Source organism: Actinacidiphila sp. bgisy167 (assembly GCF_965342175.1).
In the GTDB taxonomy this organism is placed as follows: Bacteria; Actinomycetota; Actinomycetes; order Streptomycetales; family Streptomycetaceae; genus Actinacidiphila.
The window spans coordinates 22,971-44,748 of record NZ_CBDRBL010000057.1; the positions used below are offsets into that span (position 1 = coordinate 22,971).

25 protein-coding genes, 1 pseudogene and 1 riboswitch are annotated in these 21,778 nt (G+C 73.9%); of the genes and pseudogenes, 16 read left to right on the forward strand and 10 right to left on the reverse strand.

What is annotated here, in order from left to right:
* Window positions 1–7: 7 nt before the first annotated feature.
* The 7 genes and pseudogenes from ACRWND_RS20920 to ACRWND_RS20950 all read left to right on the forward strand — a co-directional run bounded on the left by ACRWND_RS20920 (window position 8) and on the right by ACRWND_RS20950 (window position 5,511).
* Window positions 8–1,060, forward strand: coding sequence for a hypothetical protein (locus tag ACRWND_RS20920; RefSeq protein ID WP_431951601.1), 1,053 nt, complete (start codon window positions 8–10; stop codon window positions 1,058–1,060).
* 72 nt (window positions 1,061–1,132) lie between these two features.
* Window positions 1,133–1,294 (forward strand): hypothetical protein, encoded by a 162-nt coding sequence (locus ACRWND_RS20925; protein WP_431951603.1) that lies wholly within the window; start codon window positions 1,133–1,135, stop codon window positions 1,292–1,294.
* Between the two features lie 378 nt (window positions 1,295–1,672).
* Window positions 1,673–2,389 carry a lysophospholipid acyltransferase family protein gene (locus tag ACRWND_RS20930; RefSeq protein WP_431951605.1) on the forward strand — a complete coding sequence of 239 codons (717 nt, stop codon included), beginning with the start codon at window positions 1,673–1,675 and terminating at the stop codon, window positions 2,387–2,389.
* 103 nt (window positions 2,390–2,492) lie between these two features.
* A pseudogene (locus tag ACRWND_RS20935) lies at window positions 2,493–3,542 on the forward strand (NAD-dependent epimerase/dehydratase family protein); the annotation flags it as partial.
* Window positions 3,543–3,568: 26 nt separating this feature from the next.
* A complete protein-coding gene (locus ACRWND_RS20940) occupies window positions 3,569–4,399 on the forward strand; it encodes a TIGR02452 family protein (protein ID WP_431951607.1) in 831 nt (276 codons plus the stop codon).
* Window positions 4,400–4,408: 9 nt separating this feature from the next.
* Window positions 4,409–4,771: a cupin domain-containing protein gene (locus ACRWND_RS20945; protein ID WP_431951609.1), complete on the forward strand. Its 363-nt coding sequence runs from the start codon at window positions 4,409–4,411 to the stop codon at window positions 4,769–4,771.
* A 428-nt stretch (window positions 4,772–5,199) separates the two neighbouring features.
* The gene (locus ACRWND_RS20950) at window positions 5,200–5,511 is read left to right on the forward strand and encodes an antibiotic biosynthesis monooxygenase family protein (protein WP_431951611.1); all 312 of its coding nucleotides are present in this window, start codon (window positions 5,200–5,202) and stop codon (window positions 5,509–5,511) included.
* A 66-nt stretch (window positions 5,512–5,577) separates the two neighbouring features.
* Here ACRWND_RS20950 and ACRWND_RS20955 read toward each other — a convergent pair whose 3' ends face one another.
* The 8 genes from ACRWND_RS20955 to ACRWND_RS20990 all read right to left on the reverse strand — a co-directional run bounded on the left by ACRWND_RS20955 (window position 5,578) and on the right by ACRWND_RS20990 (window position 12,076).
* Window positions 5,578–6,021 (reverse strand): type II toxin-antitoxin system PemK/MazF family toxin, encoded by a 444-nt coding sequence (locus tag ACRWND_RS20955; RefSeq protein ID WP_431951613.1) that lies wholly within the window; start codon window positions 6,019–6,021, stop codon window positions 5,578–5,580.
* Complete coding sequence (locus tag ACRWND_RS20960; RefSeq protein WP_431951615.1) at window positions 6,018–6,782, reverse strand: urease accessory protein UreD; 765 nt, start codon at window positions 6,780–6,782, stop codon at window positions 6,018–6,020. Before ACRWND_RS20960 ends, ACRWND_RS20955 begins: the two co-directional genes overlap by 4 nt.
* On the reverse strand, window positions 6,779–7,474 hold the full coding sequence (gene ureG, locus ACRWND_RS20965) for an urease accessory protein UreG (protein ID WP_431951617.1): 696 nt from the start codon (window positions 7,472–7,474) through the stop codon (window positions 6,779–6,781). Before ureG ends, ACRWND_RS20960 begins: the two co-directional genes overlap by 4 nt.
* Before the next feature lie 11 nt (window positions 7,475–7,485).
* On the reverse strand, window positions 7,486–8,160 hold the full coding sequence (locus ACRWND_RS20970; RefSeq protein ID WP_431951619.1) for an urease accessory protein UreF: 675 nt from the start codon (window positions 8,158–8,160) through the stop codon (window positions 7,486–7,488).
* Window positions 8,161–8,175: 15 nt separating this feature from the next.
* The gene (locus ACRWND_RS20975) at window positions 8,176–9,897 is read right to left on the reverse strand and encodes an urease subunit alpha (RefSeq protein WP_431951621.1); all 1,722 of its coding nucleotides are present in this window, start codon (window positions 9,895–9,897) and stop codon (window positions 8,176–8,178) included.
* The gene (locus tag ACRWND_RS20980; protein WP_431951623.1) at window positions 9,890–10,291 is read right to left on the reverse strand and encodes an urease subunit beta; all 402 of its coding nucleotides are present in this window, start codon (window positions 10,289–10,291) and stop codon (window positions 9,890–9,892) included. The genes ACRWND_RS20975 and ACRWND_RS20980 overlap by 8 nt, the downstream gene beginning before the upstream one ends.
* 10 nt (window positions 10,292–10,301) lie before the next feature.
* The gene (locus ACRWND_RS20985) at window positions 10,302–10,604 is read right to left on the reverse strand and encodes an urease subunit gamma (protein WP_431951625.1); all 303 of its coding nucleotides are present in this window, start codon (window positions 10,602–10,604) and stop codon (window positions 10,302–10,304) included.
* 1,178 nt (window positions 10,605–11,782) lie between these two features.
* The gene (locus tag ACRWND_RS20990; protein WP_431951627.1) at window positions 11,783–12,076 is read right to left on the reverse strand and encodes a type II toxin-antitoxin system Phd/YefM family antitoxin; all 294 of its coding nucleotides are present in this window, start codon (window positions 12,074–12,076) and stop codon (window positions 11,783–11,785) included.
* An 84-nt stretch (window positions 12,077–12,160) separates the two neighbouring features.
* On the opposite strand from ACRWND_RS20990, the gene ACRWND_RS20995 reads away from it, so the two are divergent.
* The 4 genes from ACRWND_RS20995 to ACRWND_RS21010 all read left to right on the forward strand — a co-directional run bounded on the left by ACRWND_RS20995 (window position 12,161) and on the right by ACRWND_RS21010 (window position 14,840).
* Complete coding sequence (locus ACRWND_RS20995; RefSeq protein ID WP_431951629.1) at window positions 12,161–12,802, forward strand: ATP-dependent Clp protease proteolytic subunit; 642 nt, start codon at window positions 12,161–12,163, stop codon at window positions 12,800–12,802.
* 5 nt (window positions 12,803–12,807) lie between these two features.
* Window positions 12,808–13,113, forward strand: a complete 306-nt coding sequence (locus tag ACRWND_RS21000; RefSeq protein ID WP_431951631.1) for a hypothetical protein — start codon at window positions 12,808–12,810, stop codon at window positions 13,111–13,113.
* Window positions 13,114–13,476: 363 nt separating this feature from the next.
* Window positions 13,477–13,630, forward strand: a riboswitch (cyclic di-AMP (ydaO/yuaA leader).
* 3 nt (window positions 13,631–13,633) lie between these two features.
* A complete protein-coding gene (locus tag ACRWND_RS21005) occupies window positions 13,634–14,107 on the forward strand; it encodes a C40 family peptidase (protein ID WP_431951633.1) in 474 nt (157 codons plus the stop codon).
* 103 nt (window positions 14,108–14,210) lie between these two features.
* On the forward strand, window positions 14,211–14,840 hold the full coding sequence (locus ACRWND_RS21010) for a GNAT family N-acetyltransferase (RefSeq protein WP_431951648.1): 630 nt from the start codon (window positions 14,211–14,213) through the stop codon (window positions 14,838–14,840).
* A gap of 42 nt (window positions 14,841–14,882) precedes the next feature.
* Here ACRWND_RS21010 and ACRWND_RS21015 read toward each other — a convergent pair whose 3' ends face one another.
* Window positions 14,883–15,314 carry an ATP-binding protein gene (locus tag ACRWND_RS21015; protein ID WP_431951635.1) on the reverse strand — a complete coding sequence of 144 codons (432 nt, stop codon included), beginning with the start codon at window positions 15,312–15,314 and terminating at the stop codon, window positions 14,883–14,885.
* 284 nt (window positions 15,315–15,598) lie between these two features.
* Between ACRWND_RS21015 and ACRWND_RS21020 the strand changes: the two genes are divergently transcribed.
* Both ACRWND_RS21020 and ACRWND_RS21025 read left to right on the forward strand, forming a co-directional pair.
* Window positions 15,599–16,462 carry a helix-turn-helix domain-containing protein gene (locus tag ACRWND_RS21020; protein WP_431951637.1) on the forward strand — a complete coding sequence of 288 codons (864 nt, stop codon included), beginning with the start codon at window positions 15,599–15,601 and terminating at the stop codon, window positions 16,460–16,462.
* 14 nt (window positions 16,463–16,476) lie between these two features.
* Entirely contained in the window at window positions 16,477–16,728 is a 252-nt protein-coding gene (locus ACRWND_RS21025; protein WP_431951638.1) for a DUF397 domain-containing protein, read from the forward strand.
* A 2-nt stretch (window positions 16,729–16,730) separates the two neighbouring features.
* Here the strand turns inward: ACRWND_RS21025 and ACRWND_RS21030 are convergent, their stop codons facing one another.
* On the reverse strand, window positions 16,731–17,885 hold the full coding sequence (locus ACRWND_RS21030; protein ID WP_431951640.1) for an 8-amino-7-oxononanoate synthase: 1,155 nt from the start codon (window positions 17,883–17,885) through the stop codon (window positions 16,731–16,733).
* A gap of 145 nt (window positions 17,886–18,030) precedes the next feature.
* Here ACRWND_RS21030 and bioB point away from each other — a divergent pair, with 145 nt between their 5' ends.
* The 3 genes from bioB to bioD are packed head-to-tail and all read left to right on the forward strand — an operon-like array spanning window position 18,031 to window position 21,279.
* On the forward strand, window positions 18,031–19,275 hold the full coding sequence (gene bioB / locus ACRWND_RS21035) for a biotin synthase BioB (RefSeq protein WP_431951642.1): 1,245 nt from the start codon (window positions 18,031–18,033) through the stop codon (window positions 19,273–19,275).
* Window positions 19,268–20,560, forward strand: coding sequence for an adenosylmethionine--8-amino-7-oxononanoate transaminase (locus tag ACRWND_RS21040; protein WP_431951644.1), 1,293 nt, complete (start codon window positions 19,268–19,270; stop codon window positions 20,558–20,560). The genes bioB and ACRWND_RS21040 overlap by 8 nt, the downstream gene beginning before the upstream one ends.
* Entirely contained in the window at window positions 20,557–21,279 is a 723-nt protein-coding gene (bioD, locus tag ACRWND_RS21045) for a dethiobiotin synthase (RefSeq protein WP_431951646.1), read from the forward strand. The genes ACRWND_RS21040 and bioD overlap by 4 nt, the downstream gene beginning before the upstream one ends.
* Window positions 21,280–21,778: the final 499 nt, after the last annotated feature.

A 21,778-nucleotide genomic window follows, 5' to 3' on the forward strand; every position in this document is an offset into this window, starting at 1 on the left:
GGGCCCCATGGGCGACCAGGTACGGATCAAGGGTGACGCGCTGTGCCTGCCGGGGGGTGTGACGGTGCGCTTCATGCGCACCTTGCGGCTGCCGGAGACGGGGACGCATCCGCTGCCACCCGGGCTCGGCGCCTTCCCGCTGCGGCGGGTCGCGGATCACCCCGACACCGTGCCCCCGGAGTGGCTCGCGCGGGGCGGCGTCATGCTGCCCGTCTACCAGCGCGAAGCCATGTGGCTCAGTTTCTCGGCCGCCGCTCCGGCCGCGCTGCAGGTGGGCGTCGGCAAGGTGTGCGCCGTGTCGGGGCGGCCGTGGAGCGATCGGCTGTCGCAGGACCCGCAGAACTACCTCGTGGTGCCGCGGCAGCCGTGGCTGGACGGCATCAACTCGGGCTCCGGGACGATCCGGCAGTTCGTGGCCGTGCCGCTGGGCCTGGGCGCCACCGTCGAGGGCCAGGTCAGCGGGGAGGAGGTCTGGGGCGGGGTGCAGTTGCAGGTGTTCGAGCTCGGCGAGGAGCGGCTCGCCGCGTGGCAGGACGAGCAGCGGCGCCGGCCGAGCATCCGTCCCACCGCCTTCGGCGGCTACGGCGGCGCTCCTGGGGCGATGCCGATGGCCGCCCCGTCGGCCGTCCCGCCGGCGGCCCCCGGAGGCGCGCCGCGGGCCGCGAGGGCCGCGGGACGCTCGCCGGTCACCATGGGGCTGGGGGCGGGCGGCCGGATGCGGCAGGAGGTCTACCGCGACGACCGCGCGCCCTCGGACTGGCGTGACAAGCCCTCGGGCCGGGTCTTCGTGCACCTCACGACGGTGCCGGAATGGCGCCGCATCACCGGCGAGCCGGCTCCCCCCTCGCCGGTCGACCGCGCCGCGTACACCGCTGCGGGTCTGCCCTGGTTCGACTACTACGACGCCGACGCCGAGGACCTGGCGGCGCCCGGCGCGCTCAGCCGGGTCGAGCCGGTCGGCGACTGGCTCGGCGAGGACGAGTCGCCCTGGGTGGCGCCTCATCCCGGTCAGGTGAAGCACCTCAAGGACGGGGACCAGGTCACCGACGGCGACTGGTAGCGCACAGCGGGCGGCGGCGGGACCATGGAAGCCGGGCCGCCGCCTCGCGGCCCCTCGGGGAGGAGGCCGAAGATGCCCACACCTGCCAAGGCGATGATCACCTGCACGGTCGCAGGCCTGATCGCCGCGACGGCGTACACGGTCGCGCTCGGCCCCAGCGGCTGGCTCTGGTTCGCCTGGGTCGTCCTCACGCTGTCCACGATCGGCATGCTCGCGGTCCGCACGCCCCGCTGAGGCCCCCGCCAGGGCGGTGCGGGTCCTCCCCCCGCCCACAGCGATGCCGCCGACCTCGCCGCCTTCCCGGTGTCGTCAGGTCAGCCGGCGCCGCGGCGGGCCAGGCCGGAGACGAGCAGGTCGAGGACGAACTCGAAGCGCTCGTCGCCCTCGTCGCGCGTGAGCGCCTCCACCATGCCGACCGGGGGCCGCCGGCGCCGGCCCCCTGGTGGCGCCCTCGCTACCCGTCGGCCACCGGTCGCGAAAGCGCCGCGGCGCACTCGTGCCGGCCCGGTGACGCCAGGCGCCCGCCGCGCCTAGACTGACCATCCTCGCACCACGTTGTGACCTGGCAGAACGCCGCCCCGGAGCCGACCGGCGCCAGTAGGGAGACCGTCAGTGTTCTACTACGTGCTCAAGTACGTGGTCCTCGGCCCGCTGCTGCGGGTGCTGTTCCGCCCGAGGATCGAGGGCATGGAGAACATCCCGGAGGAAGGCGCGGCGATCGTCGCGGGCAACCACCTGTCGTTCTCGGACCACTTCCTGATGCCCGCGATCCTGCCGCGCCGCATCACCTTCCTGGCGAAGGCCGAGTACTTCACCGGCACCGGCCTCAAGGGGCGGCTGACGGCGGCGTTCTTCCACAGCATCGGGCAGATCCCGGTCGACCGCTCCGGCGGCAAGGCGGGCGAGTCGGCGATCCGCGAGGGCCTGAAGGTGCTCGCCAAGGGCGAACTGCTGGGCATCTACCCCGAGGGCACGCGCTCCCACGACGGACGCCTCTACAAGGGCAAGGTCGGGGTCGCCACCATGGCCATCCGCGCCGGCGTCCCGGTGGTCCCCTGCGCGATGATCGGCACGTACGAGATCCAGCCCACCGGCCGTCGGCTGCCGCGCATCAAACCGGTGACCATCCGTTTCGGCGAGCCGCTGGACTTCTCCCGCTTCGAGGGGATGGACAACGAGCGCTATGTGGTGCGTTCGGCCACCGACGAGATCATGTACGCCATCCTCGCCCTGTCCGGCCAGGAGTACGTCGACCGCTACGCCGCCGAGGTCAAGGCGGAGCAGCAGGGCCAGACCGGCATCGGCTCCCGGCTGCGGCGCAGCGCCTGACCTTTCGCCCGTTCGCCGTGCGCGGATCCGCGCACGGCGAACCGGTCTGGTCCACGTGTCTTCCTGCCGCTAGCGTCACCGCCATGACGGGAACCGCGTTCGTCTCGGGGCAACGGGACAGATCGGCCGGGCGGCGGTGCGCGCCCTCGCCGAGGACGGCTGGGAGGTGAGAGCCGCCTCCCGCGGGGGCGGCGGCGATGTGCGCTGGCCCGACGGGGTGCGGCCGGTGGCCGTGGACCGCGAGGACACCGCGGCTCTGGCGGCGGCGCTCGGCGAGGGCTGCGACGTGCTGCTGGACTGCGTCGCCTACGGGCCGGAGCACGCACGGCAGTTGACGGATCTCGCGGACCGGGTCGGCTCCGCGGTCGTCGTGTCCACCTGCTCCGTCTACGCGGACGACCGGGGCCGCAGCCTGGACACCGGCGGGGAGCCGGGCGGCGCGCCCGTCCTCCCGGTGCCGATCCCGGAGACGCAGCCGGTGCTGGCCCCCGGCGAGGGCGGCTACTCGGCGCGCAAAGTGGCGCTGGAGCGCCATCTGCTGGCGGCAAAGGGGCGGTTGCCCGTCACTCTGCTGCGCGCCGGGGCCGTCCACGGACTGCACAGCCTGCGGCCGCGGGAGCTGTACTTCGTCAAGCGGGCCGTGGACCGGCGGCCCTTCCACGTCCTCGCGTACAACGGCGCCAGCCGCTTCCACCCGGTGCACGCGTCGAACCTCGCGGAACTGGTGCGCCTCGCCGCCCGCCGCCCCGGCACCCGCGTGCTCAACGCCGGTGACCCGTACGCCCCGACGGTCGCGGAGATCGCCGACGCCATCGCGGCGGTACTGGGCCACGAGGCGGAGACGTACACCGTGGACGGCCCTCCCCCTGCGAAGAACGTCGGCGACACGCCCTGGACCACGGCGCACCCCTTCGTCCTGGACATGTCGGCCGCGGAGCGCGAGCTGGGCTACCGCGCCGTGACCGGTTACGCGGAGTCCTTGCCGGAGACCGTGGCCTGGCTGGTGGAACGGCTCGGCGACCGCGACTGGCGCGAGGGCTTCCCCTACCTGGCGTCGACGTACGACCGCTTCGGCGACCTGTTCGACTACGAGGCCGAGGACCGCTGGCTGGCCGCCGGAAAACCGCTCGCCGCGCACCGGGAGGCTCACTAGCCTCGGGGCGTGACAGAGGACGGGACATGAGTGCGCGGCTGCGGGCCCTCGCCAAGGAGACGGAAGGCTTCGTCGCGGACGGCCGCTACCGCACAGCCCGGGGCGTGGAGGTGGCGATCGGCGAGGCCGTCGCCCGGGCCGTGCGAGGGACGCGGATCCACGGCCCCGGGCCCGTCGATCCCGGCCCCGGCGTGGAGGGCATCGGTCCCACGGTCTTCGAGGTGACCGGCGAGGACAGCCTGCAGGCGGCACGCCGGCTGGTGGGGAGGGTCCGGGAGGCCCCGGTCGCCGTGCTGAACTTCGCCTCGGCGCGCAACCCCGGCGGTGGCTACCTGAACGGGGCGCAGGCGCAGGAGGAGGCACTGTGCCGCGCTTCGGCGCTCTACACCACGCTGCTCGCGGCGCGGGAGTTCTACGACTGGCACCGCGAGGACCGCAGCCCCTTCTACAGCGACCGGGTGATCCACTCCCCCGCCGTCCCGGTCTTCCGCGACGAGCGCGGCGCCGTGCTGGACGAGCCCTTCGACGTCGGCTTCCTCACCTCCCCCGCGCCCAACGCGGGGGTGATCGCCCGTCAGGAGCCGGAGGCAGTGGACCGGGTGCCCGCCGCCCTGTCGTCGCGGGCGGGCCGGGTCCTCGAGGTCGCGGCGGCGCACGGCTATCCCTCCTTGGTGCTGGGCGCCTGGGGCTGCGGGGTGTTCCGCAACGACCCGGCGGCCGTCGCCGCCGCCTTCCGCGAGCACCTCGGGCCGGGCGGCCGGTTCTCGGACCGCTTCGCCCGGGTCGTCTTCGCCGTACTGGACCGGCGCGCGGACTCGCCCACCCGCACGGCCTTCGCCGCCGCCTTCCCCGGGTAGAGGAGTCACATGAGCGACAAGCGCAACATCGACACCGTGATGGACGCCGTGGACCAGAAGTGGATGCCGCACGTCCTCGCCGAGGTCAACGACTACGACGTGAAGGTCGCCGACGTCGAGGGCGACTTCGCCGAGCACGCGCACGCGGACACCGACGAGTTCTTCCTCGTCCTCGCCGGCCGTCTGCACCTGGAGCTGCCGGACCGCACGGTGACCCTCGGCCCGCACGACGTGTTCACCGTGCCCCGCGGCGTCCCGCACCGGCCGCGCGCCGAGGAGGGCACCCGCATCCTGATGTTCGAGCCCCGCGGCACGGTCAACACCGGAGACAGCGACGAGGGCACGGGCACGGCCGGCGTACGGCTCGGATAGCCGCCCCGGCCGCGGGGGCGCCGCCCAGTCGGGGCTCCGGCGCACGTGCCGGGAACGGAAGGGCGTCCGGTGTCGTCGCCGCAGTACCGGGCCACGCCTTCGCGCGCCGGCCGCCCCGCGCCACCCCGTGCCCCGGGGCGGTGCTCACCCGTCTGGCGCAGTGTTTGTTTGCCCCGCCCGGGTGAGGGCCGCACAGTCGAGGAATGGCGGTGACCGGGCGCCCCATCCCCGGCGATGGACGAGGCGAGCTCCCGGGCGACCGCCCCGGGTCCCGCGCTCGACGGCCCCTGCCACGCGGTCCCGCACCGCCCCGTGCGCTCCAGCGGCCCTCCCGGGCCCACGCCACCGCCCGAAGCGCGGCCACGGGCCCCGCCCGGCGCGGTCGCGGCGGACGCACGGTCCCCGCGCCCCGAAGGATCGAGGTCTCCATGGACAGCACCCAGAAGACACGCGTCGTGCTGCGGCTCCGGCTCCACGAGGGCACGGGCGATCAGTATGCGCAGGCATACGACCTCGTGCACCGCGGCATCGTCAACGCCGACGGCTTCATCAGCTCCCAGGTCTGCCGGTCCCTCACCGACCCGGACAGCTGGATCGTGACCAGCGAGTGGCGGTCGCTCGAGCAGTACCTCGCGTACCTGTCGAGCGAGGACTTCAAGGCGCGCCGCGTCGGACTGCGCGAGTGCGTCCTGGAACACGAGTCGACGCAGTACGCGGTCGTGGCCGACGTCCGGTCGTGATGCCGTGACGGCGTGCTCCGGCCCCCGGGACGGTCCGTCCGCCCCGGGGGCCGGTCCGCGGGCGCGTCAGCTCCAGCGGTACAGCTCCTTGAGCCGGTTCACGACGATGTTGAAGCGGCCCCGGTCGAGCGCGCAGGCCTCCCGGCGCATGCCGTCCGGGTGGACGCGCATCACCCGGTCGACATTCACCCAGGACGGGCGGTTCTCCTTGTCCCACGGGCCGGAACCGATGGCGACCCACTCGCGGTCGTCGTTGTGCTCCTTGCTGGACAGCTGCACCGCGAGCAGAGTGTCGCCGGCCTCGCGCGCGACGATGAGGACCGGCCGGTCCTTGCCGCGGCCGTCGTTCTCCTCGAAGGGCACCCAGGTCCAGACGATCTCGCCGGGGTCGGGGTCGCCGTCGTGGGCCGGCGCGTACTCGGTGCGGACGGGACCGACCTGCTCGGGCTCTGCCTCGGTGGTCGCGGTGGGGCCGTAGCGGCCCGGGGTCTCGGTGTCTATCGACGTCACGGGAGTACGCTAGCCGACAGCATACGCCGCAGGCACAACCCGTCCGGGGCAACTGCCGTCAGCAGCGCGGCGGGACCGGCGAGCGGGGCCAGCACGGACTGCCCCTGTTCCGCGTCCGGTGCCGACGACGCTCGCGCCTGTATCGGTGTGTCCTCGAAGGCCGGGTCCACCACGAGGAGTTGACCGACGGCCCGATAGGTGTGCAGGACGGCGGGCCCGGCCCACCCCTGCGCGCCCGGCCCGAAGGCGAGCTCCTGGTCCAGCAGCGGACGGCCGCCGATCCGCGCCGTCAGGCGGGTGGTGAGGCGGCCGGGCCGCTCCCCCGCCCGGCCGAGGATCTGCTCCTCGCGCAGGACGAGGCGGGCCCCCGGAGCGAGTTCCGCCGTGGTGGCCATCAGCAGGTCACTGCCCTGCGCTGCGATCAACGGCTCCGGCAGCCAGTGCAGTTCCGCTCCCTCGCCGACCACGAGCCGCACGGTGTACCGCGCTCGGCCGCCGTCACGACCCGGCAGCGCCACGGTGGCCGCCGCCGCGTCCACGTGCAGCACCGCGCCCGGTGCCGCCGTGACGTGCACGGCCAGCCGGTCGCCGCCCAGCGGCGCGGTCATGGCCCCGACGACCGTCACCCGGGCGGCTCGTCCGTCCGCGGACCGCGTACGGCGCAGCGCGAGCGGTCCCTCACCGGCGAGTTCGGGCAGCGCGGTGCCGCCGCGGCCGTCCGGGACGGCGGTGATCCGCGCAGTGGCGTGGACACCGCTCACGCGGCGACCGCCGCCCAGGCCGCCAGCCGGTCGCGGACCCACTCGGCGACGGGGCCGACGCCGTTCTCGGCGACGAGGGAGGTGAAGACCACCGGCAGTTCGCCGCGCTGCCGCTGCGCGTCGCGCGCCATGCGGCCGAGGTCGGAGCCGACGTACGGGGCGAGGTCGGTCTTGTTGACCACCAGCAGGTCGGCTGTGGTGACCCCGGGACCGCCTTTGCGCGGGATGTCGTCGCCTCCGGCCACGTCGATGACGAAGACCTGCGCGTCGACCAGGCCCTTGGAGAAGGTGGCGGTGAGGTTGTCGCCGCCGGACTCCACCAGGACGAGGTCCAGGGGCCCCACGGCGTCCTCCAGTTCCTCGACGGCCTCGAGGTTGGCCGAGATGTCGTCGCGGATCGCGGTGTGCGGGCAGGCGCCGGTCTCCACGGCGGCGATGCGCTCCGCCGGCAGGACGGCGTTGCGCAGCAGGAAGTCGGCGTCCTCGCGCGTGTAGATGTCGTTGGTGACGACGGCGATGGACAGCTCGTCGCGCAGCGCCCTGCACAGCGCGGCGACGGTGGCGGTCTTGCCCGAGCCGACCGGGCCGCCGAGCCCGACGCGCAGGGCGCGGCGGCTGCCGTCGGGGCGGGCGGTGGGAGCGGCCCAGGTGTGGCGCTGCGGGAAGACGGTGTGGTCGTGGTCGAGGTGCATGTCGGGTCCCCCTAGGAGGCGAAGAGGCGGACGGGCCACCCGGCGTGGGCCTCGGCGTACACGTCGAGAAGCGGCGCGGAGGCGGCGGGCAGGGCGTCGGTGCCCTCGGTGAGGCAGCGGTGGGCGGCGTCGGCGGCCCGGGCGGCGACGTCGTCCAGGTCCGGGGCGAGCCGTGCGAGCACGGCGGTCACGGCGAACGGGTCGAGGCTCAGCAGGCGTACGGCGGCGGTCGCCGGGCCGGTCACCGCCTCGTACGCCGCCGCGTGGGCGGCGTCGAGCGGCGCGAGGCCGGCGGCCCGGGCGGTGAGGCCGAGCACCACGGGCTGGTGGGCGCCCCGCGGCCGGGCGTCGGCGAGCGCGTCGAGATCGGGTGACGGCCAGGCGGCGCGGGCCGCGCGCGTCATCTGGCGGCCGAGGCGGCGGGCGGTCTGCCGCAGGGCCGGCGAGGGGGTGCGGGCGTCGGCGGCCTCGTCCAGCGCGAGCGGGTCGGCGCCCGCGGTGGCCGCGGCGGCGAGCGCCGCGGCCACCAGGCCGGTGGTGTGGAGCCTGCCGCGGCAGAACTCCTCGAGCGTGCCGGGGCCGGTGATCCGGCCCGCGGCGACCGCCGCCTCGGCCCCGCCGGAGTGGGCGTGGCCGCCGGCGGGGAAGCGTCCGTCGGCGAGCAGCAGCAGCGCGGCGCGGTTCATCGTCCCCCTGCCCGCTCAGAACAGGAAGTACCGCTGGGCCATGGGGAGTTCCGAGGCCGGAGCGGGTTCGACGACGTCTCCGTCGATGCGGACGGTGAAGGTGTCGGGGTCCACCTCGACCCGCGGCATGGCGTCGTTCTCGCGCATGTCCGCCTTGGTGACCCTCCGTGTGTCGCGGATCGGGAGGAAGCGCTTGCCGAGGGCGAGTCGTTCGGCGAGGCCGTCCTCGAGTGCGGTGTGCGTGACGAAGGTGAAGGAGTTGGCGGCGGGGGCGGCGCCGATCGCGCCGAACATCGGCCGGGGCATGACCGGCTGGGGGGTCGGGATGGAGGCGTTGGCGTCGCCCATCTGCGCGTAGGCGATCTGGCCGGCCTTGAGGACGAGGTGCGGTTTGACGCCGAAGAACGCCGGGTCCCACAGCACCAGGTCGGCGAGCTTGCCGCCCTCGACCGAGCCGATCTCTCCGTCGAGGCCCTGGGCGACGGCCGGGTTGATGGTGTATTTGGCGACATAGCGACGTGCCCGCAGGTTGTCGGCCCGCCCGTCGCCGGGCAGGGCGCCGCGCCGCCGCTTCATGACGTGCGCGGTCTGCCAAGTGCGCAGCACGACCTCGCCGATCCGGCCCATGGCCTGGGAGTCCGAGGAGATGATCGAGATGGCCCCCATGTCGTGCAGCACGTCCTCGGCCGCGATCGTGCCGGGCCGGATCCGCGACTCGGCGAAGGCGAGGTCCTCCGGCACGGCGGGGTTGAGGTGGTGGCAGACCATCAGCATGTCGAGGTGCTCCTCGACGGTGTTGACGGTGTGCGGTCGGGTCGGGTTGGTCGAGGACGGCAGGACGTTGGGGTGGGCGACGACGGTCATGATGTCCGGCGCGTGCCCGCCGCCCGCTCCCTCGGTGTGGTAGGCGTGGATGCCCCGTCCGGCGATGGCGGCGAGGGTGTCCTCGACGAAGCCGGCCTCGTTGAGGGTGTCGGTGTGGACGGCGAGCTGCGCGCCGGTCGCCTCGCACACCGTCAGGCAGGCGTCGATGGCGGCCGGGGTGGCGCCCCAGTCCTCGTGGATCTTGAACCCCACGGCTCCGCCGCGCAGTTGGGAGAGCATCGCCTCGTGCGAGACGGTGTTGCCCTTGCCGAGCAGGCCGATGTTGACCGGGTAGTGCTCCAGTGCGGCGAACATCCTGGCCAGGTGCCAGGGGCCGGGCGTGATGGTGGTGGCCTTGGTGCCCTCGGCCGGGCCGGTGCCGCCGCCGATGAGCGTGGTGACGCCGGAGGCCAGGGCCTCGTCCACGATCGTCGGGGAGATGAAGTGGACGTGCGCGTCGACGCCGCCGGCGGTGACGATCTTGCCGTTGCCGGCGATGACCTCCGTCTCGGGCCCGATGACCAGGTCCGGGTGGACGCCGTCCATGGTGTCGGGGTTGCCGGCCTTGCCCAGCGCCGCGATCCGCCCGTCGCGGATGCCGATGTCCGCCTTGACCACACCCCAGTGGTCCAGGACGATGGCGCCGGTGATGACCGTGTCGGGGGTGCCCTCGGCCCGGGTGGCGCGGGCCTGCCCCATCGACTCGCGGATCACCTTGCCGCCGCCGAAGACGACCTCGTCGCCCGAGCCGTCGGCGCCTCCCGACAGGTCCCGCTCGACCTCGATGAGCAGGTCGGTGTCGGCGAGCCGTACCCGGTCCCCGGTGGTGGGCCCGAACAGGTCGGCGTAGACGGCTCGCGAAAGCTCAGACACCGTGCTCTCCCCTCGTGTCCGTGTCCGCCCGGCGCACGCCGGCCCCGTCCCTCGTGTGCGACCCGCCGGCCTCGTGCGCGTCGTCCCGGTCGAGGGCGCCGCCGGTCTCGCCGCGCAGCCCCACGACGATCCGCGCGCCGCCGAGTGGCACGAGATCGACCTCGGCGGGGATGCCGGGCTCGAAGCGCACGGCCGTCCCCGCGGCGACGGCCAGGCGCTTGCCGCGGGCGGCGGCACGGTCGAAGTCCAGGCCCGGGTTGGCCTCGGCGAAGTGGTAGTGCGAGCCGACCTGGATCGGCCGGTCGGCGCGGTTCAGCACCCTCAGCCGGGTCACCGGCCTGCCCGCGTTGAGCACGACCGGTTCGGCCGCGTGCAGGATCTCTCCGGGAATCACGCGGCGCCCCCTAGACGATCGGCTCGTGGACGGTGACGAGCTTGGTGCCGTCCGGGAAGGTTGCCTCGACCTGCACGTCGTGGATCATCTCCGGCACGCCTTCCATGACGTCGTCCCGGGTGAGCACCTTGCGGCCCGATGCCATGAGTTCGGCGACGGTGCGGCCGTCCCTGGCCCCCTCCAGGAGGTGAGAGGTGATCAGCGCGACCGCCTCCGGATGGTTGAGCCTCAGGCCTCTGGCCCGGCGCCTCTCCGCCACGTCGGCGGCGACGTGGACGAGCAGGCGTTCCTGTTCATGGGGGGTCAGTTGCATGGCAACACCTCGCAGTCGTCCCGGGTGAAGGGACCCGCGGGGGCGTGTACGGCCTGCGGATCCGCTCTGCCGTTGTCCGGACGCCGCAGGTTAGTTCGGCGGCGTTTCGTCCGCGTTAACTTCCCTACTCGCTGTCGCCCTTACCCGGTGGCCCCGGCGGGCGCGCGGTCAGCGGCAGGTGGTGGCGGCCGCGGCCCTTGTGCGCCGGAGCGCCCTGCGCGCTCAGGCATGGGCCGTCCTCCCCCTGCCGTCAGGGGCGCCGGCCAGGGAGCGGGTGACCCGTGGGCCTCGGCGTCCTTGCGCAGCATGCCATGGCGCTCCTGGCTCCTCGCCGTACGACACGAAGGCGGCGACCGCCATGGCGTACCGCATCCTTCGCAGGCGACGCGACGGTCTTCCCGGCCGCAAAGCCTGTGCCGTCCGCGCCCTTCGACCGGGCCGATCTTTCGGCCGGCCGCTCACCGGACAGCGGGGCTCCGCCGACCTCACCGGGGAGCCGCCACCCGGCGCTACGAGCGCCGCCGCGCCACCGCGCGAAAGGCCGCATACAGGAGGGCATCCATCAGGAACCCTCGGAATCCCGGCATGGCGCAGGCGGGAAGCGGGCGGAGTGCCGGCACACTCGGCTGGTCCGTGCGGTGCCGCCACTCGGCGGGCCGGACCATGGCGACGCGACGGCCCTCCGGCCGCAATGCCTGTGCCGCCTTCGACCGGGCCGATCTTCCGGCCGGCCGCTCGCCGGACAGCGGGGCTCCGCCGACCTCACCGGGGAGCCGCCGCCCGGCGCTACGAGCGCCGCCGCGCCACCGCGCGAAAGGCCGCACGTGATCAGCCACGCCGGCACGGCCCTCGCGCCGGAAGCGGACAGGGCTCCATCGCCCCCGACGATCCACGCGGCGCGGCCGCCTCGACCCCGGTGTCCCTCCACCGGGGGATCCCTCGGGCCGCTCTTCCGGCTCATCCGCTGTCCGGGACGGCGGGGCTCCGTCGCCCTCCTCGGGCCGCTCGTCGGGCGCCGGCGGTGGCGACTGGTGGGCGACCGCGGGACGGGCCGGGCGCCCCGGCGCACGGCCGACACCGCCGCGCGCAGGACCGGTACGGGCAACCGGGGCACGCCGCGCCGCCCGGCCCCTGTCCCAGGCCCGCTCGGGCTTGGGGAGGGCCCGCCCGGGGGCCGCTCAGGCCCCGTCGTGGCGGGCGTTCGCCGTCCCGCGGTGCTCCGCGGCGATGCCGAAGCGGCGGCGTTCGCCTGTGGCGGACACCGCTCCGCGCACCGAGGAGACGGTGCTGACCACCGTCTCCTCGGGAGCGGCGTCCAGTTCTTGGAGTCGTTGCAGGTCAGCGGCAGAGACCAGGGCGACCAGCGGCTTGCCGTGACGTGTCACGACCACCCGCTCACCGCCGTAGACGACGCGGTTGATCAGCTCCGCCAGCTCCGCACGCGCTTGTGTCACCGGGACTTCATGGGCCATGCTCCCCATCATAACGAGATGTACGTCCTGTACATTTTTTACAGCTATGGATCACCCCTGCCCGGGTGCCCACGGAGGTACGCGATGCTTCGACCGACCGCCCGCTACGTCCTCCCCGAGTTCACCGAGCGCACCAGTGAGGGCGTCCGCTCGATGGACCCGTACTCCAAGCTGCTCCAGGAGCGGATCGTCCTGCTCGGGACGCCCATCGACGACACCTCGGCCAACGACGTGATGGCACAGCTCATCCATCTCGAGGCCGCCGCCCCGGAGCAGGACATCTCGCTCTACATCAACTCCCCCGGCGGGTCCTTCACCGCGATGACCGCGATCTACGACACCATGCAGTTCGTCAGCTGCGACGTGTCGACGGTGTGCGTGGGCCAGGCCGCCTCAGCGGCGGCCGTCCTGCTCGCCGCCGGCGCGCCCGGCAAGCGGCTGGCGACCCCCGGCTCACGGGTCCTGATCCACCAGCCGTCGTTCGCGGAGGCGGTCCAGGGCACCACGTCCGACCTGGAGATCCAGGCCCGGGAACTGCTCCGTCGCCGTGATCAGTTGGAGGAGCTGCTGGTACGTCACACGGGGCGGGAACCGGAGCGGATCCGGGCCGACATCGACCGGGACACCATTCTTGACGCCCCGTCGGCCCTGGCCTACGGCCTGGTCGACCGGCTGACGCTGAGCCGCAAGGACGGCGCCGGCCGCGCCCCGCGCGCCCTGCGGTGATCGCGGTGGTGCCCGAACTGCCCCCGCTTCCGGCCCTGACACGGGCCGAGGGCGGGCTGGTCGACGCCTATCTGGAGGTGGTGGATCTGCTCGGCCGGACCAACCCCTCCCGTTGCCGGGACACCTACGGGGCGCTGCGCGCCGCGCAGGCCCTGGTGGTGCGGGCCGCGGAGCTGCGTGACGCGCTGGCGCTGATGCACACGCGCGGGGAGAGCGAGGTGCACACCGCGACGATGGAGCGGGCGCTACGGGTGCTGGACGGCGAACGGCGGACGGGCCAGGTCACCTTGCCCTCACCCCCGCCCCGTTGACGGAACGTCACGCGTTGACGATCCGGCTGGTCCGTTCGGGGGACGCGAACTCGAACCGAATGGACTCGCCCGATCGTTGTATCCGCCGCGTGCGGCCGGGCAGCCCCGAGTTGCGCGCGAAGCCCTCCGGGCAGGCGATCTGACGTCTCGGCCCTGGCGTTCCGTTAGCTTTTAGGGCGTCAGGCGTCGCCGTGTGTCGCGGAATCCACCCGGATAGGTGAGTCGTGAACATACTCACATTCGACCGGTTGCGCTGTGAATCGACCGCTTCGCTGAGTGATGATCCCTTCGACGACAAGCCCCCGTCATCCCGGCGGGGCGGTCCGCGCGGACGCCGAATCCTGCCGCCGCGCGGGTGCCAGGTCGACGACGACGCCACGGCAGGAGCGGAGGACCCGAGCAGGGCGGGCCCGGTGCAGGTCGCCGGACCCTTGGGGTGAAGCCGCAGCCGCGGCCGGGCATCTTCGCCTGTCCGAACCCGACAGGTCATCCTTCGCAGGCGGACGACGAAGGGGTGCGCATGAGTGCGCCGACAGCCATGTCAGGGGTCCTGGGCCGGCTGGGTGCGGTATCGGCCCTCACGGCCGCCGCCGTGGCCGGTCCCGCGGTACTGCCGGATGCCTCCCAGCAGGCGGAGGCGACATCCGTCTCCGCCAAGGCGCTGAAGATCGCGGCGTCCAAGAAGGGCGCGCCGTACCGGTACGGGGCGGCCGGTCCCGGCAGCTTCGACTGCTCCGGGCTCACCTTCTACTCCTTCAAGAAGGTGGGCCGTAAGCTGCCGCGTACCGCCGCGGCCCAGTACAACAGCGTCCGGCACATCCGGTCGTCCGCACGCACCCGTGGCGACCTGGTCTTCTTCCACTACGGGAGCAACGTCTACCACGTGGGGATGTACGCCGGGCACGGGAAGATCTGGCACTCCCCCAAGCCCGGCGGACGGGTGCGGCTGGAGAAGATCTGGAGCCGCAGCGTCTGGTACGGCCGGGTGAAGTGACCGCGGCCTGGTGGCCCGGGAGCCGGGGCTCGCGGGCCACGCCCTCGGCGGCGTCGACATGCCGGCGGCGTGCCGGTAGCGTGCGCGCGTGACCCTCGCTCGCATGCTCGCCGACGCCGCCGAGGGCGTCTTCCCGCCCCCGGACGGCTCGGTGACGGTGGTGCCGCAGCCCGCGCCGCGCGACGCCGGGGTGGTCGCCTTCACCGCCCACTGCGTGGTCTTCGCCGACGCCGACCCCGAGGTCGTCCGCGGGCTGCTGCCCCCCGGCGACCTTTCGGCGCCGCTCGGTCCGCCCTTCCTCACCGCGCTGTGCGGGGTGCTGGACCGCACGGTGGACACCGTGGACCTGCTGACCGCCGCGCCCGCTCTCCCCGGACCGCCACCGGCCGCCCTGGGACTGTCCCTGCGGGAGACCACCGACCGTGACCATCCCCGGATCGCGAGGGCCCTGCGGCACCGCGACGAGGTGCGGGCCTGGACGGTGCCCGGAGGCACGGTCCTGACCGGACGGGGCGTGGCGGGCCGCTGGGAGGTGGCCGTGGAGGTCGATCCGGTGGCGCGCGGCGCGGGCCTCGGGCGCCGGCTGGCGCTGGCGGCGCGTCACCTCGTGCCCGAGGGCGCGACGGCGTGGGCGCAGATCGCCCCGGGCAACGCAGCGAGCGGGCGGGCGTTCAACGCGGCAGGCTTCGTGCCGATGGGCGCCGAGGCGCTGCTGCTCACCCGGGACGACTGAGAGGCCGACCCGCACAGCCGTGCGGCCTCCGTGCGCCCGGCGTCACTCGACGGCGGCGGTGGCCCAGGGCAGGCTGATCCACACCGTCTTGCCGCCGTCGGCGGTGGGGGTGACGCTCAGGGTGCCGCCCGCCTCCGCGGTGAGGTGACGGATGATCAATATGCCGCGCCCGTTGTCCTGCTGCACGGCGGCGGGCAACCGCTGGGGCCATCGGGGGTGGCTGTCGGTGACTCCGATCCGCAGCTGCTCGTCCCGGTCGAGCCGGACGTCGAGGGTGAAGGTCGGCGATGTGCCGAGGGTGTGCAGCACCGCGTTGGTCGCGAGCTCGGAGACGATGAGCCGGACGGAGTCGGCGGGATCCGAGTCCTCGGGCATGCCCCACTCCGCCAGCAGGTCGCTCACATAGCGGCGTACCGCGGGGACCGAGGCAGGGTCGCTCGGCAGGGTGACGGATGCTTCCTGGTGATCTGCCATGACGACGCTGTCCCTTTCCCGCCGTGACCAGGACGCCGGCGCCTGCCGCACCCGTGGCCGCGCGCGTGGCAGCCGACGGCGCCGTGCCCGCTTTCGTACGGCACGGCCCCGTACGGCACTCACGCGCCAGAGTGTCATTCATCGTGCCCTTCATCAGGGTCTCACCACGGCTATATGCATATATCTGTCCCCCAAAACGGTGAACTCTGCTACGAGAGCACGTATATGCGCGGCAGACTTCGCTCCGGAAGTGGGGGAGACGCCCAACGGGAGGTGCACACACCATGCAGCAGGTGCCGGCGGTACGCCGCCGCAAGATCGGCTCGGAACTGCGCCGACTGCGCGACGCGGCGCGCCTCACGAGCGGTGAGGCCGCCCAGCGCCTGGGATGGCACCAGTCCAAGGTGAGCCGGATCGAGACCGGCCGCAGCGGGGTGCGCCCGGAGGACGTCGCGGCGATGCTGGACGTGTACGGGGTGCGGGACGCGCGGCTGCGCGAGATGCTCGCCGCTCTCGCGGGTGAGGGCGACCGGCGCGGCTGGTGGCACGAGTTCCGGGAGGAACTCCCCACGGCGTACCGGGACTTCATCTCGCTGGAGACGGATGCCTGCCGGGCTCGCACCTTGGAGACGACGGTGGTACCGGGGCTGCTGCAGACCCCGGACTACGCGCGCGAGCTCACCCGCTCCGTCATCCCGCAGCTCGGTCCCCGGCAGATCGCGACCCTGGTGCAGGTGCGCATCGCCCGCCAGGCGGTGCTGCGCGCCGATCCGCCGCTGGAGCTGTGGGCGGTGCTGGACGAGGCGGTGCTGCGCCGGGAGGTCGGGGGCCCCGGGGTGATGGCGGCGCAATTGAGCCATCTTGTGGAACTGGGTTCACTGCCTCATGTGCATCTGCAGGTGCTGCCCTTCTCGGCCGGTGGGCATATAGGCGTCACGGGGCCTTTCGTCGTCTTCTCATTTCCGCGCATTGCTGATCTGGACGTGGTTGTTATCGACCATTTGACGAGTAGTCTCTATCTGGATCAGCGCGAGGACGTCAGGGCGTACGCTGCCGCCTTCAACCGGTTGCGCTCCCACGCCCTGTCGGCCGAGCAGTCGTTGTCCTACATCTCCGGCATCGGCAAAGGCATCGACAAAGGCGCGTAAGGAGGCATTCCCCCATGTCCGACGCATCGCCTCAGTACGTCACCTCCAGTGCGTCCCTCTCCGGCGTGCACTGGCGACGCAGCAGCCACAGCACAGCGGCGAACAACTGCGTCGAGGCGGCCCTCATCGGCAGCGGGCCGCTCTCGGGACAGCTCGCCGTACGCGACTCCAAGGATGTGCGCGGCCCCGCCCTGCTCTTCACCCCCGCGGCCTGGGCGGAGTTCCTCGCCGCCGTGACGGAGGGCGGTCTGACCGAACGTCCCTGAGGTCAGGGGCAGGTGGGCATCGGCGCCGTGCGGACGACCGTCCGCACGGCGTCGCCGATCTCCCGGTCCGTCAGGTCGGCCCGCGCGGTGAGCCGCAGCCGCGAGATCCCGTCCGGCACGGACGGGGGCCGGAAGCAGCCCACCGCCACACCCGCCGCGCGGCACGCGGCGGCCCACTCGACCGCCGCCCCGGGCGACGGCGCCCGCACCGACACCACGCAGGCGTCCGGCACGGCGGCCTCCAGTCCGGCCTCCACCAGCCGCTCGTACAGCTCGCGGGCGACGGCGCGGGCCCGTGCGGCACGCTCCGGCTCGCGCCGGAGCAGGCGCAGCGCGCCCAGCGCCGCGCCCGTCGCCGCCGGGGCGAGGCCCGTGTCGAAGATGAACGTCCGCGCGGTGTTGACCAGGTGCTCGATGACGCGGGCCGGACCGAGCACCACGCCGCCCTGGCTGCCCAGGGACTTGGAGAGGGTGGCGGTGCACACGACGGCGGGCGCGCCCGCGAGACCCGCCTGCGCGGCCGCCCCCCGGCCCCCGGGGCCGAGCACCCCGAGTCCGTGGGCGTCGTCCACCAGCAGCGCGGCACCGTGGTCGCCGCAGGCGCCGGCCAGCGCCCCGAGCGGGGCGGCGTCGCCGTCCACCGAGAAGACCGAGTCGGTGACGGCGACGGCGGGCCCGTCGTGGCCGGCGAGCGCCTTGCGGAAGGCCTGCGGATCGGCGTGCGCCACGACCTCGGTGGTGGCGCGGGAGAGCCGGCAGCCGTCGATGAGCGAGGCGTGGTTGCCGCTGTCCGACACGATGAGCGTGCCCGGCTCCGTGCTGAGGGCGGTGACGGCGGCGAGGTTGGCGGCGTAGCCCGAGGCGAGGACCAGCGCCGCCTCGAAGCCGCAGAAGGCGGCGAGCTCGGACTCCAGTTCGGCGTGCAGCTCGGTGCTGCCCGTGACCAGCCTGGAACCGGTCGCACCGGCTCCCCAGCGCAGGCAGGCGTCCGCGCCGGCCCGGGTCACCTCGGGGTGGCGGGCGAGCCCCAGGTAGTCGTTGGATGCGAGGTCCAGCAGGGGCGAGCGCGCGGGCCGGGGCCGCAGGGTGCGCACGAGCCCGGCGGCGCGCCGCCGTTCGGCGTGCGCGTCGATCCAGTCGAACGGGTCGCGTGTCATGGTCGTCCCTGGGGTCGGCGGAGGGTCGGGCAGCACCGTAGTGTGCCGGACCGGCTCGTACGGTGCGGTGACGTACACACCTGGGCGGGCGGTCTTGTGGCATGCCCCATTGGCCCGGGCACGCGCGGTACGCCAGGATCGCGACATGGATCTGCTGAATGCTCTGGTGGACAAGGGTCTGCGCCGCGAGCTGCCCACCCGCGAGGAGGCGCTGGCCGTACTGGCGACCTCCGACGACGAACTGCTCGACGTGGTGGCGGCGGCCGGCAAGGTGCGCCGCGCGTGGTTCGGCCGCCGGGTGAAGCTGAACTACCTGGTCAACCTCAAGTCGGGACTGTGTCCTGAGGACTGCTCCTACTGCTCGCAGCGGCTCGGCTCGGAGGCCGGGATCCTCAAGTACACCTGGCTGAAGCCGGACGAGGCGGCGGCCGCGGCCACGGCGGGGGTCGCCGGCGGCGCCAAGCGGGTCTGCCTGGTGGCGAGCGGGCGCGGCCCGACCGACCGCGACGTGGACCGGGTCTCCGCGACCATCGAGGCCATCAAGGAGCGGCACGAGGACGTCGAGGTCTGCGCGTGCCTCGGCCTGCTCTCCGCCGGGCAGGCCGAGCGGCTGCGCGGCGCGGGCGCCGACGCGTACAACCACAACCTCAACACCTCCGAGGCCGTCTACGGGGACATCACCACCACCCACACCTACGCGGACCGGGTCGACACGGTGCAGCAGGCCCAGGCGGCCGGCCTGTCGGCCTGCTCCGGACTCATCGCGGGCATGGGCGAGAGCGACGAGGACCTGGTCGACGTGGTCTTCGCGCTCCGCGAGCTGGACCCGGACTCCGTCCCGGTGAACTTCCTCATCCCCTTCGAGGGCACCCCGCTGGCGAACGAGTGGAACCTCACCCCGCAGCGGTGCCTGAGGATCCTGTCGATGGTGCGGTTCGTCTGTCCCGACGTGGAGGTCCGCATCGCGGGCGGCCGCGAGGTGCATCTGAGGAGCATGCAGCCGCTCGCGCTGCACCTGGCGAACTCCATCTTCCTGGGCGACTACCTCACCAGTGAGGGCCAGGCGGGCAAGGCCGACCTCGACATGATCGCGGACGCCGGCTTCGAGGTGGAGGGCGCCGGCGAGACGACTCTGCCCGTCCACCGGATGGACGCGGCGGCGGCCGCGGCGGGGGCGTGCGGCGGCCACGCCGGCGCGGGCTGCGGCTCGCACGGCGAGGGCCGGGAGGAGGCCGGCGGCTGCGGTCCCTGCGGCGGCCGCACGCGGGCGGGCGCCGCCACGGACGATCCCGCGGACGCCGGGCAGCCGGCGCCCGCCGGTGCCGCCCGAACCGACCTGGTGGCCGTGCGCCGCCGCGGCGCCGGCACGGATCTGCCGCCCAATGCCTGAGCCGCTCACCCCCGGCGAGCTGCTGGCTCTGGACCGGGAGCACGTCTGGCACCCGTACGGGCCCATGCCGGGCCGTCAGGAACCGCTCGTCGTGGAGTCCGCGGCCGGGGTCCGACTGCGGCTCGCCGAGCCCTTCGAGGGTGTGACCGACCTCGTCGACGGCATGTCGTCCTGGTGGTCGGCCATCCACGGCTACAACCACCCGGTGCTCAACGAGGCGGCTCGCGGCCAGTTGGACCGGATGAGCCATGTGATGTTCGGCGGGCTCACCCACGAGCCGGCCGTGCGGCTCGCGGCCCGCCTGGTCGAGATCACCCCCGAGCCGCTGCGGCACGTCTTCCTCGCCGACTCCGGCTCGGTGTCGGTCGAGGTCGCTTTCAAGATGTGCCTGCAGTACTGGCGTTCGCTCGGACGGCCGGAGAAGCAGCGGCTGATGACGTGGCGCGGCGGCTACCACGGCGACACGTGGCAGCCGATGTCCGTCTGCGACCCCGAGGGCGGCATGCACGGGCTGTGGTCCGGCGTCCTGCCCCGGCAGGTCTTCGCGGACGCGCCGCCGGCCGCGTACGAGGAGGCGTACGCCGGCCACCTGCGGGAGATGATCGCGCGTCACGCGCACGAGCTCGCGGCGGTCGTGGTGGAGCCCGTCGTGCAGGGCGCGGGCGGCATGGCCTTCCACTCCCCCGCCTATCTGCGCGTGTTGCGCGAGGCGTGCGACGAGCACGACGTGCTGCTGGTCTTCGACGAGATCGCCACCGGGTTCGGACGCACCGGGACGCTGTTCGCCGCCGGCCAGGCCGGGGTCAGCCCGGACGTGATGTGCGTCGGCAAGGCACTGACCGGCGGCTACCTCACGATGGCCGCCACCTTGTGCACCGCGCGGGTCGCCGAGGGGATCTCCCGGGGAGAGGTGCCGGTGCTCGCCCACGGCCCGACCTTCATGGGCAACCCGCTGGCCGCCGCCGTCGCCTGCGCCTCCCTCGACCTGCTGCTGGGCCAGGACTGGGCGCAGGAGGTCAAGCGGATCGAGGCCGGGCTGCGCGAGGGGCTGGCGCCCGCCGCCGGGCTCCCCGGGGTGCGTGACGTGCGGGTGCTGGGCGCGATCGGCGTCGTCCAGCTCGACCACGAGGTCGACCTGGCCGCCGCGACGAGGGCCGCCGTCCGCAAGGGCGTATGGTTGCGGCCGTTCAGGGACCTGATCTACACGATGCCCCCGTACGTCACGGGGGACGAGGACGTCGCGCGCATCTGCGCGGCGGTGCGCGCGGCGGCGGAGGCGGCATGACGGTGTTGTTCGTGACCGGTACGGGCACGGAGATCGGCAAGACGGTGACCACGGCGGCGATCGCGGCCACCGCGCTGTCCGGCCAGTACAGCGTGGCCTACCTCAAGCCCGCGCAGACCGGGGTCGGGCCCGGCGAACCGGGCGACGCCGCCGAGGTCACCCGGCTCGCCGGGCCCGAGGTCACGAGTGTCGAACTGGCCCGGTACCCCGAGCCGCTGGCCCCGGCCACGGCCGCACGGCGCTCCGGGATCCCCGCGGTGGGGCCGACGGATGTCGCCGAGGCGGCTGCGAAGCTGGCGGCCGTGCACGACATCGTGCTCGTCGAGGGGGCGGGCGGTCTGCTCGTCCGTCTCGACGACGCGGGCTCGACGCTGGCGGACGCCGCACGGATGCTGGGAGCCCCGGTGCTCGTGGTGGCCCCGGCGGGGCTCGGCACGCTGAACGGCGCCGCGCTGACGGCGCAGGTGCTCACGGCGCGCAAGCTGCAGTGCGCGGGCTTCGTCATCGGGAGCTGGCCGCAGGACGCGGACCTGGCCGCCCGCTGCAACCTCTCCGACCTGCCGGAGGTCACCGGCGCCCCGCTGCTGGGCGCCCTGCCCGCCGGTGCCGCCGCCCTCGCCCCCGACGCCTTCCGCGAGGCGGCGCCCGGCTGGCTCTCCCCCCGGATCGGCGGCACGTGGGACGCGTCGGCCTTCACCGCGCACTGGGCGCCGCGCTAGACCGGCGATCTTTGCCAGGTGCCGGGTTCCTGCGGGGCGGGCGTCCGTTGGGTGCGGCGAGGCTGCCGTCGGCGCCGGGCTGGGCCCGGTCGGCCAGAGCGAGACTGCCGAGGCGGACGCACGAGGTGGGGCGCACCAGCGCGACCAGGTCCGTGGCGGGGGCCGGACCTGCAGCGGCGATCACCCTCTCAGGTGACGATCGGCCTCGTCACTCCCTTCAAGCAGCGTGTGCAGGTCCAACTCGGCAGCAGAGGTGATCACTGCGGCTCCCCGGCGGAAGAGTTGAGACGTCGGGCATCTCGCTCGACCGCCGGGGAGCCTCGCGTGGCCCGCACCGACCAGCGGCCAGTCGGCGCGCGGCCCTGTCCAGCGTGCGATGCCAGGCAGCACGGAGAGCACCGAACCCGCGAGTTCTCCGCCGTCCGCGCGCCGGGAAACCGGCGACGCGGCGAAAGCGCCGTGCCCGGCGTCGACCCGCGTAGGTCGGCCGATCCGGGTG